This is a genomic window from Nocardia nepalensis (assembly GCF_048910785.1).
Taxonomy (GTDB): domain Bacteria; phylum Actinomycetota; class Actinomycetes; order Mycobacteriales; family Mycobacteriaceae; genus Nocardia; species Nocardia nepalensis.
On the sequence record NZ_JBKBET010000040.1, the window covers coordinates 468,185 to 479,260 of the forward strand.

General features: G+C 66.7%; 7 protein-coding genes. 1 reads left to right on the forward strand and 6 read right to left on the reverse strand.

All coding sequences use genetic code 11. The features are described from left to right. Nucleotides 1-32: 32 nt before the first annotated feature. A complete protein-coding gene (locus ACHQ4I_RS39430) occupies nt 33-1,016 on the forward strand; it encodes an ABC transporter substrate-binding protein (RefSeq protein WP_420777007.1) in 984 nt (327 codons plus the stop codon). On the opposite strand, the gene ACHQ4I_RS39435 is transcribed toward ACHQ4I_RS39430, so the two are convergent. The 6 genes from ACHQ4I_RS39435 to ACHQ4I_RS39460 form a co-directional block, all read right to left on the reverse strand. Further along, the gene (locus ACHQ4I_RS39435) at nt 968-2,119 is read right to left on the reverse strand and encodes a DUF6545 domain-containing protein (protein ID WP_420777008.1); all 1,152 of its coding nucleotides are present in this window, start codon (nt 2,117-2,119) and stop codon (nt 968-970) included. The genes ACHQ4I_RS39430 and ACHQ4I_RS39435 overlap by 49 nt on opposite strands. A 42-nt stretch (nt 2,120-2,161) precedes the next feature. Beyond that, entirely contained in the window at nt 2,162-3,931 is a 1,770-nt protein-coding gene (locus ACHQ4I_RS39440; protein WP_420777009.1) for an MFS transporter, read from the reverse strand. Nucleotides 3,932-4,018: 87 nt separating this feature from the next. Then, entirely contained in the window at nt 4,019-4,783 is a 765-nt protein-coding gene (locus tag ACHQ4I_RS39445) for an ABC transporter permease (protein ID WP_420777010.1), read from the reverse strand. Next, entirely contained in the window at nt 4,780-5,544 is a 765-nt protein-coding gene (locus tag ACHQ4I_RS39450) for an ABC transporter permease (protein WP_420777011.1), read from the reverse strand. The genes ACHQ4I_RS39445 and ACHQ4I_RS39450 overlap by 4 nt, the downstream gene beginning before the upstream one ends. Then, nucleotides 5,541-6,500 (reverse strand): ATP-binding cassette domain-containing protein, encoded by a 960-nt coding sequence (locus ACHQ4I_RS39455; protein WP_420777012.1) that lies wholly within the window; start codon nt 6,498-6,500, stop codon nt 5,541-5,543. The genes ACHQ4I_RS39450 and ACHQ4I_RS39455 overlap by 4 nt, the downstream gene beginning before the upstream one ends. Further along, nucleotides 6,497-11,071, reverse strand: a complete 4,575-nt coding sequence (locus ACHQ4I_RS39460; protein ID WP_420777013.1) for an amino acid adenylation domain-containing protein — start codon at nt 11,069-11,071, stop codon at nt 6,497-6,499. Before ACHQ4I_RS39460 ends, ACHQ4I_RS39455 begins: the two co-directional genes overlap by 4 nt. Nucleotides 11,072-11,076: the final 5 nt, after the last annotated feature.

The window sequence follows — 11,076 nt, forward strand, 5'->3', positions numbered from 1 at the left end:
CGGGGAATTCCTCGATGAAGGAGAGGGTGAGGATGGAGTCTGTTCGGGCGTCTCGTGGCTGGGCGCGGGCGGCAACTGCCCTGCTGGCCGGTGTGCTGACCGTGGGTCTCGCCGCCTGTGGGCCGTCGAGCGAGGACGCGGGGTCCGACGGTGGCGCGCCCGTCACCATCACCCACACACGGGGCACGACGACCGTGACCGGCACCCCGAAAAAGGTTGTCGCGCTGGGGAATCAGTGGCTGGATGCGACGCTCGCGCTCGGCGTGACACCGGCCGGATACGTCGACAATGTCGCGGCGGTGTCCAAGAGCACCCCGCCGTGGGAGCCGAAGGCGCTCGAGTCATCGAAGGCCTTGAATACCACCGGCAATATCGCCGAGCAGGTCGCGGCGCTGGAGCCGGATCTGATTCTGGTGGACGGATTCCTGGCCGACCAGAAGACCTATGACGAGTTGTCCAAGGTCGCGCCGACGCTGCCCGCACTGACGAAGGAGACGGTCGCCCCCTGGCAGGATCAGGTGACCGCGCTCGGCAAGGTGCTGCACAAGCAGGATGCGGCGACGCGGGTGATCGCCGATGTGGACAAGAAGGTGGAGTCCATCGGCCAGGCGAATCCGGGACTGAAGGGCAAGACCTTCGCGAGCACCTGGCTGGCCAGCCCGGCCCAGCTGATGGTGCTGACCGACCCGAACGACGGGTCGAGCAAGATCTTCACCCAGCTCGGGCTGAGCATTCCGAAGAACCTCACCGATAAGCCGTCGAACCAGGGCAGGCTCGCGCTATCGCCCGAGCGGGTCGACGAGCTCACCGCCGATCTGCTGCTGGCCGGCTACTCCCCCGGCATGGACGAAAAGTACCGCCAGCTGCCGGGATACGCCGATCTGCCCGCGGTGAAGAAGGGCTCGGTGGTGTTCCTGACGGTGCAGGAGATCAGCGCCGTCAACCAGCCGACCGCCCTGTCGGTCCCCTACATGCTGAACAAACTGGAGCCCGCCTTCGTGAACGCGGCGAAATAGGTTCGCCGCGCCGGAGATTCGAGGCCCGCACTCGCCAGAGCGCGGGCCTTCGGCCATTCCGCGGCCAGGTCGAGCAAATAGCGCAGTTCGTCGGACCGATCGCGGGCGCCGACTACCACCGCAGTACCGGTGTGCCGGACCGGTTCCGGGACACCGCCCCGGGTCTTCGCCTGTGCGGCATAGGCAATCGCCAGGGCACGCTCGCCGGCATCGCCGTGGAAGGGAGCGTCCGCCCGATACTGCTTCAGATGCAGTAGGGCATCCCAGATCTCGACGGTCATGCGGTACAGACGCAATGCCGATCCCCCATCACGCACGTGGCCCTCGCGCAGCACGACCTCCGGTACCGCGGCCGTGAGATCTCGCCACAGCGGCCGCAGCGATCGGCAGGCCCGGCCCGCCCGATCCAGCTGTGCGCGGACGAGCACCACGTCTACCAGCGGAAACGAGATCAGCACCGCGATGACGGCGAAGTTCACGAAAGCCACGACTGCCAGGGCTTTTCCGGGCTGCTCCGGAGAGACGCCGATGGCGGCTCGCACCAACGCGACACATGCCGAAACGACCCAGAAGCAGGCAACCGCCAGCAGGGCCGAGTAGGCCAGCCGCTCGGTCACCGTGTCACCGGGGAGTCGAAGTTCCCGGACACAGGCGCGGGCGATCAGCACACTGGCCACCAGGATCGGCAGATACGAACCCGCCCAGATCGCGGCATCCCAGCGCAGCCCGCCCGTGACCGAGAGTCCCAGAGCCTGCGCCACCGCGCCGAACAGCACGACGCCGCTGACCGATGCCGCGACCGCGTTGTAGCGGCGTTGTCTGTGGGCCGCACCCGCGGCAGGCGCTCCGTCGAGCAGTCTGGCCAGGCCGTACAGGTACGCGACCGCGATGAGCCCACCGCTGAGGAACAACTGATGCCCGAGTGCGGCTTCGCCGAGGGCGAAGGCGGGCCCGGCCAACAGGAGTCCGATGAGATTCCAGCCCAGCGCCCGATTGACGAGCCGATCCATCGTCACTTCGTCCAGCAGGAACCAGCGAGCCGCGGTGATCACGGAGACGAATACGAAAGTCGACACTGCGACCACGGGCGGCACACTGTTCATCGCGCTCGACCCTAGAACTCGAAACGGCCGAACGCGATTCGGTCAGCGGACGGCGACCAGTTCGCTGGTCTCGGCGAGTTCGGCGTGTTCGTCCTCGACGTACTTATCGCCGGCGAAGTACGAGGCCGCGGCGGCCAGGAACATCATCACCGCGGCCGCGACGAACACCACGATCAGACCCGAGTGGAACGGTCCGGTGAGCAGATGCGGGAAGAACTCCTGACCGGTGAGAGTGTCGGCATCAACGCCCGGCCTGGCCAATTCGCCACTGGGGCCGAGCAATTCCTGGATCGGGTTGTAGCCGAGGAACGCCGCGAACATGCTCGCCACCGGCGGCAGATCCGCCAACTGGGACGCCGCACCCGCCGAAACACCCTGCGCACGCAAGCCACCCTCGAGCGCAGAGGGCAGGCTAGCGGCGAGACCAACAACCATGAGCGAGAAGAAGATCCCCATCGACAGCGCATTACCGCCGTTGAACAAGGTGCCGCGCATACCCGAGGCCGCACCACGCTGAGCCGCGGGCACACTCGACATGATCGCCGCGGTATTCGGAGAGAAGAACAATCCACAACCGACCCCGTTGAGCAACACGATCGCCGCGAACACCCAATAGTTGAAATCGACCGGGATCGCCAACAACAGCAGGAAAGTCAGCCCGGCCAGCGTCGCACCGCCAGTGGTGAACAGGCGCGAACCGTAGCGGTCCGACAGCCAACCCGAAACCGGTCCGGCAGCAAGGAATCCCACAGTCAGCGGCAACAGATAGATGCCCGCCCACAGCGGCGTCGATTCATAGTCGTACCCGTGCAGCGGCAGCCAGATGCCCTGCAGCCAGATGATCAGCATGAACTGCATGCCGCCGCGACCGATCGAGACCATCAGATTCGCGAAATTGCCGAGGCCGAACGCGCGATTGCCGAACAGCGACAGGTGGAACATCGGCTCGGCGACCTTGGTCTCCACCACGCAGAACACCGCGAGCAGGGCGATGCCACCCAGTACCGCGCCGAGCACCCATGGGTTGGACCAGCCGGTCGGGTGCCCGCCGTAGGGCTGGATGCCGTAGGTGATGCCGGTGAGCAGTGCGGTCAGGCCGAGTCCGAAGGTGATGGTGCCCGCCCAGTCGACCTTGCCCTTGGTTCGGGTGCCCACCTCGTGCAGCGAGCGGTAGGACCAGATCGCACCGACGACGGCGATCGGCACGCTGACCCAGAACACCGCGCGCCAATCCCATTCCGACAGCACACCACCGATGATCAGTCCGAGGAACGAGCCGGCGACCGCGGCGACCATATTGATGCCGAGCGCGGTGCCGCGCTGTTTGGCGGGGAAGGCGTCGGTCAAGATGGCCGTGGAGTTGGCCATCAGCATGGCGCCGCCGATGCCCTGCAGCACGCGCCAGATGATGATCCACATCGCGCCCGATCCGCCGTGGAACGGATCGAAGGACAGCGCGACCGAGGTCACCGCGAAGGCCGCGAAGCCGAGGTTGTAGATCCTGACGCGGCCGAAGATATCGCCGAGCCGCCCGAACATCACCACCAGCACCGCGGTGGCGAGCAGATAGCCCATCAGCATCCACAGCAGGTAGCCGACATTGCCCGCTTCCAGCGGGTTCAGCCCGACGCCGCGGAAGATCGCGGGCAGCGATATCAACACGATCGAGGCGTTGACCGCGCTCAGCAGCACACCGAGGGTGGTGTTGGTCAGGACGATCCATTTGTAGTGCGGGTGATCCCGGTCGTAGCGCAGGCGACGTCGGATGGTCTGGACGTCACCGAGATCGAGATCGGCGGATGGAATCGTCACGGCAGCCCCTTGCTGATTTGTTACCTCAGCAAACTATATAGTTAGCTGATGTAACGAACAAGCCGAGGGCCCACCCAGTGGGAACCCTCAGCTCGTCGCCGCCTTGCGGTAACCGCGCACGGCGAACACGCCGAAGACCAGAGCGAGCCCCACGGACCAGGCCATCGTCTGCAGCAGCGGGGTCGCGACCGGGCCGCCGATCGTACAGCCGCGCATCGCCTCGATGGCACAGCTCATCGGCTGGACGCGGACTATCGGCTGCAACCAGCTCGGATAGTTCTGCACCGGAACGAAGCCGGAATTGAAGAACATCCCGAGCAGCACGAGCGCCGCGAACAGCTGCACGACCTTATTACCCGCCTTGCTGACGCCGACCGTGATCACCATGGTGGCAAAGCCCGGAATCAGCAGTACCGGAACGGCGAGCACACCGAGCACACCCGGCCAACCCTGCTGGAAGCGCAATCCGAGTGCGACACCGAGTGCGACCACGATGATGGTGGCGATCAGCGTGCGCCCGCATTCGGCGAGCAGTCTGCCGATCAGTCCGGCCGCGCGGTGCACCGGCAGCACCCAGAAACGCCGCAGCAGACCGCTTTCCCGCTCCGCGTAGAGCGAAAGGCCGGTGCCCATCGCGCCGTACATCGCACCGGTGACCGCGATCATCGGGACGAAACCGTAGATGGTGTCGACGCCGGAGGATGCGCTGAGGAATTTGTTGAGCACCAGTTGGTACATCAACAGCAGCAGCACCGGCAGGATCAGCGTGGAGGTCAGCACCTCCTGCTCGCGCGGCCAGCGCCGCAGCAGTCGGCCCGTTTCGATGAGACTCTGGTCGATCAGCGTCTTCACGGCCGCCGCCTTTCTACCCGAACCGAGACGGCGGTGAACGCCACGATCAGGCCGAGGATCCAGGCCAGCGCGATGGCGACGGCCGAGGTGTAATCGCCCGCGGCGAGATCGCGCAGCGCGGCCGCCGCCTGGGAGACCGGTTGATTGCGGACGAAGGGCTGAATCCAGCCCGGAAAGCCCTCCGCCGGAACGAAACCCGTGGACATCATGATGAGCAGGAGTTGGGGGGCCAGCAGTGCGGACGCGCCGATCTCCGGCTTGCCGGTGGCGACCCCGAGTGCGTCCGCGCCGACTACCAATGCCACACCGAAGGCCACGGACAGTGCGACGAATACGAGAGCCGCTGCCCCGCTGTGGAATCGGAAACCGAAGGCCGTGCCGATCACCAGCGCTCCGGCCAGCCCGGCGAAGGCGCGGACCAGGTTCGCCGACATTCGGGCCGCCAGCGGGATCCACGGTCGCACCGGCATCGACCGCATGCGAGTTCCCATGCCGCTGAAGGTGTCTCGGGCCGCGCGGTCGCCCGCCGACATGGCGGTGAAGAACATGCTCTGCAACACGATCACCGGCAGCAGGTACTGGGCGTAGTCCGCACCCGCCTGCTCCATCGACTTGCGCAGTGGGACATAGAAACAGAGGAAGAAGATCATCGGGGCGAGGAAGCCGAACGCCAGATCGCCCTCGCGCAGTGCGGCACGCACGGTGCGGCCGCTCAGCGCGGACCATTGCATTCCGGCTGGTACCGGCGATATTTCGGTCATGCGGTGGTCACCAGTTCCGGTTGGTCGGTGGTGAGCTCGATGAAGACCTCGTCGAGAGATGGTCTGCGCAAGGCGATATCGATGAGTTCGATGCGAGCATCGGTGATGCGGCGCAGCGCCTCGGCCAGGGTGGCGGCACCGTCGGGTGCGGGCAGCGAAACCCGGTCCTTGGATTCGGCGATGGTGACCGTGCCCAGTCCGTTCAGCGCGGTGACGACGGCGGACAGGTCACCCGCGTCGAGCGGAACGACCTCGCAGTAGCTGGAACCCGAGCGGGCCTTGAGTTCGTCGGCGGTGCCCTCGGCTATTACGCGGCCCTTATCGATGACGATGATGTTGTCGCTCAACGCATCCGCCTCCTCGAGGTACTGCGTGGTCAGCAGGATCGTCACACCCTGTTCCTTCAGCGAACGCACCAGCGACCACACGCCCTGCCTGCTCACCGGGTCCAGACCGGTGGTCGGTTCGTCGAGGAAGACGACCTTGGGCGGGCGCACCAGACCGCAGGCGATATCGATGCGCCTGCGCATGCCGCCGGAATAGCCGCCGACGCGACGGTCGGCCGCCTCGGTCAGATCGAACTGTTCGAGCAGTTCGGCGGCGCGGACCCTGGCCTGCTTCGGGCGCAGACCCATCAGGCGGCCGAACAGGACGAGGTTCTCCCGGCCGGTCAGCACCTCATCGAGCGCGGCGTATTGGCCGGTCAGCATGATGGACGCGCGCACGGACGCGGCCTCGCGCACCACGTCGTATCCGGCCACCAGGGCGCGGCCCGCGTCGGGTTTGGTGAGCGTGGACAGGATGGAGACCGTGGTGGTCTTGCCCGCGCCGTTCGGGCCGAGCACACCGAGCACACTCCCGGCGGGCGCCGCGAAGGTGAGGCCGCGCACGGCGTGGACGTCGCCGAAGGACTTGTGGACGTCCTCAACGACGATGGCGTTTTCGGTCGCGTTCATCTTTCTCCCGGTGCTGCGGCAGCCACTGCGGTGATGCAGCGCTGCCAAATTGTGGCGAAATGGTCGATCTCGGTGGTGTCGAAAAGTGCTTCGCTCCAACGGAACAGGGTGGTCAGCTGCGGTCCGTCGGTGCCGGGGTAGACGGCGGTGACGAGGTCCAAGGCATAGCGCAGCGGCATATCCGGTTCGGGGGCGATCGGAAGCCGTTGGTGCAGGCTGAGATCGGTGATCGGAGACCATGGGCCCGATGCGCTGGCGGCGAGGTCCATGCGGCCGAGGTAGTCGAGCATGACCTGCGGATCGGGTTGTGGCGCGGTCTCGTCGTAGCGGAGCAGGCCGTAGTCCAAGCCTTTGTTCGGGACGGTGTCCAATTGGGCGGCAACGGCTTTCAGCAGTGTCGCTACTTCGGCCGGGTCGGATTCGGCGCGAGTGATGTCGAGCGCCTGGCCCGCGCCGACGCGCAGCGGATAGACGGTGGTGAACCAACCGACGGTGCGTGCGGTGTCGACATCGCCGATGATGGCGTCTTCGCGGCCGTGTCCCTCCAGGGCGATCAGTGCGCCGGTGGAGGCGTCCTGGTTGCGTTCGGACCGCCAGGTGGTGAGGGCGATCGTCAGTGCGGTGAGCAGGAATTCGTGCATGCCGAGGTCGGCGTCGAGGATGCGGCGGGTGGTGTCGGTCGGCGCGAAGGATGGGGTGATCCGATAGGAGGACCAGGTGTCGCGGGTCGGATCCGGGTGGCGCAGACCGAGTTCCGGGTCCGGGCCGGTCAGTTGTTCGGTCCAGAAGCCTTGTTGGGCTAGCACTTCCGGTGCCGTTCGGCGTTCTTGCAGCCGTTCGGCCCAGGCTCGGTAACCGGTGAATTCTGTTGCGATGGCGGGGATTCGGCCCTCGATGAGTTGCGACCACGCGTCGGCGAGATCGGCGAGGATGATGTGCCACGAGACGGGGTCCACCGCGAGGTGGTGGATCGAGAGCAGCAGGATGTCGGTGCCCTCGAAGCGGACTGCTTGAAGCATGGTGCCCGTCAGCGGATCGATGCGATCGATCGCCGTGCGCGAGTGCTCCTCGAGTGCGGCACCGAAGTCGTCGGGTACCGAGACCTCGTGGAGGATGTCGGCGGCGCGCACGCTGCCCGGCGCTCTGGTTTCGAGCCGCTGCCCGTCCGCGGTCGTCGACAGGTGGGCGCGCAGCATGTCGTGACCGTCCAGCAGCGCCTGCAATACCGATTCCAACTGCGCCCGGTCCATTTCGGCGGGCAGCGATACCAGGGTCGAGAGCGCGAGCCTGCGGAAGCCGCCGTGCTCGTACATCCACGACATGATCGGTGTCGGAAGCACTTCGCCGAATTCGGCCGGGGTGTTCTCCGAGTCCTGTTGTGCCACACGGGAATCGATTGCCGCAGCCAAGTCGCGGACGGTCGGGTTCGTCATGACCATGGCCGGGCTGACCGACAGTCCCGCGCGACGCACCGCGTTCACCAGCGAGATGGCCACGATGCTGTCCATGCCGAGTGCGATGAAGTCGTCATCGATGCCGGGCGCGGTCCCGCCCCATGCCTCGGCGAGAGCGCGGCACAGCGTCCGCTCGGTATCGGTATTCGGTGCGGTGCGACCGGCAGATCCGCGCAGCGCCTCCAGCCCGAGTGCGTTCAGCGCGCGGACATCGAGCTTGCCGTTGGGGGTGACCGGAAGCTCGGGCAGCGAGATGACCCGCGCCGGAACCATATACACGGGCAGACGCTCGGCCAGGCCGGCGCGCAGTGCGGTCGCGTCGGCCGCCTCGCTGACCGCGAAGGCGACGAGGCTCGGTCCGCTCGGCCGCTGCACCACCAGCACCGCGCCCGCACGCACCTGCGGCAATTGCAGCAAAGCCGTTTCGATATCGCCGATTTCGATCCGGTAGCCGCGAATCTTGACCTGATCGTCGGCGCGGCCCAGATAGGCGAGGTCGCCATTCGGCAACTGCCGCACCAGATCACCGGTGCGATACATGCGCGCACCGGGTCGGAACGGGTCCGCGACGAAGCGGTCGGCCGTGACGGCGGCCTTACCGATGTAGCCGCGCGCCACCTGGGCACCGGATAGGTACAGCTCACCGATGACCCCACGCGGTACCGGCCGCAGCATGGCATCGAGGACATAGGCGCACATGCGATCCACCGGTCCACCGATGGTCGGCTGCGCACTGCCGAGCTCGTCGCGACCGGTATTCACCGTCGCGACCAGCGCCTCGACCGTGGTTTCGGTGGGGCCGTAACAGTTGTAGACGGCGGTGCCGGGCAGGGCGCGCAGCCGCTCCCACATGGGCGCACCGATGGCCTCGCCGCCGAGGGCCAGCACGGTCAGCCGCTCGCCGTCCACCAGACCGGCCGCGGCGAGCTGAGTGAACATGGACGGCGAGGTGTCGATCATGTCGATCTCGTGCCGGACGATGCCCTCGACCAGGCCCTGCGCGTCGCGCATTTCGGTCTCGTCGAACAGGTGCACCGCGTGGCCGTCGAATAGTCCGATCATCGGCTGCCAGGACGCGTCGAAGCTCAGCGACCAGGCGTGCGCGATCCGCAGCGGGCGGCCGAGCCGGGCCACCGCCGGGCGGTAGACGCGCTCGCGGTGGTCGGCGAAATAGCTGGTGAGGGCGGCGTGGGTGCCGATGACGCCCTTGGGTTCACCGGTGGAGCCGGAGGTGAAGATGAGATAGGCGCAGGTCTGCGGATGGACCGGGCGGTAGGGCTCGATGGGCTGGCGCGCGATCCGCTCGGATGTGGCGGGATCGTCGAGTACCAGCAGCGGGCGCACGCTGTCGCCGAGCAGGTGTGCGCACTCCGACACTGTCAGGATGAGTTCGGGGTTCGCCTGACACAGGACGGATTCGATGCGTGCGGCCGGTGCCGAGATATCGACCGGCACATAGGTTCCGCCTGCTTCGAGCACCGCGAGAATCGCGATGATGGATCGAGCGGATCGCGGAAGCATCAGGGCGACAACGGTTTCCGGGCCCACACCGTGCGCGACGAGCGCACTCGCCAACTGCCCGGCGGCCGCTCGCAGCTCAGCGTAGGTGTAGCACTCGGGCTGTTGTCCACCATCAATTCCGGCGGCAGCTGGACGGTGGTGCTGCTGCGGCCCGCACCACGTGCTGAGTGCGATCGCGTCGGGGGTGCGGGCGACCTGGTTCAGGAAGAGTTCGTAAGCCGTGCCATTCGCGGTGGCTTCGGCGTCCTCGTCCGGACCGGCGATCCCGATGTTCTCCTCGGCCAGCAGCACATCCAACGCGTCGGGGCTCGATTCGCCATGGTCGGGCAACTGACGCAATACCGACAGGATCCGCTCGCCGATATCGGCGACCGGGAAGTGCGGCAGCGCCTCGGCAATCGCCTCGAGCATGACGACGAGCGTGCCGTCGTTCAGGTAGGACACCACCGAAAGCGGATAGTGCACCAGGCTTTCCATCGCGACCGGCAGAAAGCGAGTGCCGTCCGCGGTGACGATCGGATCGGTGGCCGCGCCGATGGGCGCGTTCTCGAAGACGAACAGCACGTCGAATAGCGCACCGTGGCCGGCCGCGCGCTGGATGGTCGACAGGCTCACGTATCCGGCATCGCGCATGGCCGCCGATTCCCGCTGCAGTTGCGCGCACTGCTCTGCGACGGTGTGGGTTCGGTCGATCAGGACGCGGGTGGGCACGGTGTTGATGAAGAGCCCGATCATCGTCTCGACACCGGGCAGTGCGTCCGGGCGGCCGGAGATGGTGGTGCCGAATACGACGTCGCGCCGATCGGTGAGCCTGCCCAGGACGACCGCCCATGCGTACTGCACAGCGGTATTGAGAGTCAGGCCGTTCGTCCTGGCCCACTGCACCAGCCGTGCGGTCTCGGTGGTATCCAGGCTGAATCGGCTGCGGCGCGGGATCGCCGCGCCGACTTCGGTCGCCGTACCGCCGGCCAGCATGAGCGGACCGCTCAGTGGCGCGAGATATTCGGTCCAGCTGCGAGTGATCGCGTCGGCGTCCTGCGCGGCGAGCCAGCCGATGTAGTCGCGGTAGGGGCGGGCGGGCGGCAACGAATCCGCCTGCCCCCCGGCCTCGTACACGGCGATCAGTTCGCGAAAGAACACCGCGACAGCCCAGCCGTCCATCAGGATGTGGTGGGCGGTCACGATCATCCGGCGGCGCTGCTCGGGCAAGGCGACGAGCGTGATGCGCAGGGCCGGACCACGTCCGAGGTCGAACCGCTGCTGCCGGTCGGCCGCCGCGATGGCATCGAATTCCTCTGGCCGCGCCGAGATTTCCGACCACGGCAGCTCGACCCAGGTCGGCACGATCTGCACCGGCTTGGGTAGATCCTTATCCCAGAACGAGGCGCGCAGATTGGCGTGCCGCTCCAGAATCGCCTCGGCGCTGCGCCGCAGTATCGGCACGTCGATCGGACCGCCGATATCGATGACGAACTGCATCGTGTACAGGTCGACGCCATCGGCGGCCAACCGTGCCAGTGAGAACAGCCCCTCCTGTAGCGGGCTGAGCGCGAGCACATCCTCGATTTCGGCCGGGACGCTTCGATCCACAGTCATCGCAA

Excerpts from the sequence above, each read along its gene's own strand:
- ACHQ4I_RS39430 (WP_420777007.1), top strand. The coding sequence starts at position 33 with ATGGAGTCTGTTCGGGCGTCTCGTGGCTGGGCGCGGGCGGCAACTGCC.
- ACHQ4I_RS39435 (WP_420777008.1), bottom strand. The coding sequence starts at position 2,119 with ATGAACAGTGTGCCGCCCGTGGTCGCAGTGTCGACTTTCGTATTCGTC.
- ACHQ4I_RS39450 (WP_420777011.1), bottom strand. The coding sequence starts at position 5,544 with ATGACCGAAATATCGCCGGTACCAGCCGGAATGCAATGGTCCGCGCTG.
- ACHQ4I_RS39455 (WP_420777012.1), bottom strand. The coding sequence starts at position 6,500 with ATGAACGCGACCGAAAACGCCATCGTCGTTGAGGACGTCCACAAGTCC.
- ACHQ4I_RS39460 (WP_420777013.1), bottom strand. The coding sequence starts at position 11,071 with ATGACTGTGGATCGAAGCGTCCCGGCCGAAATCGAGGATGTGCTCGCG.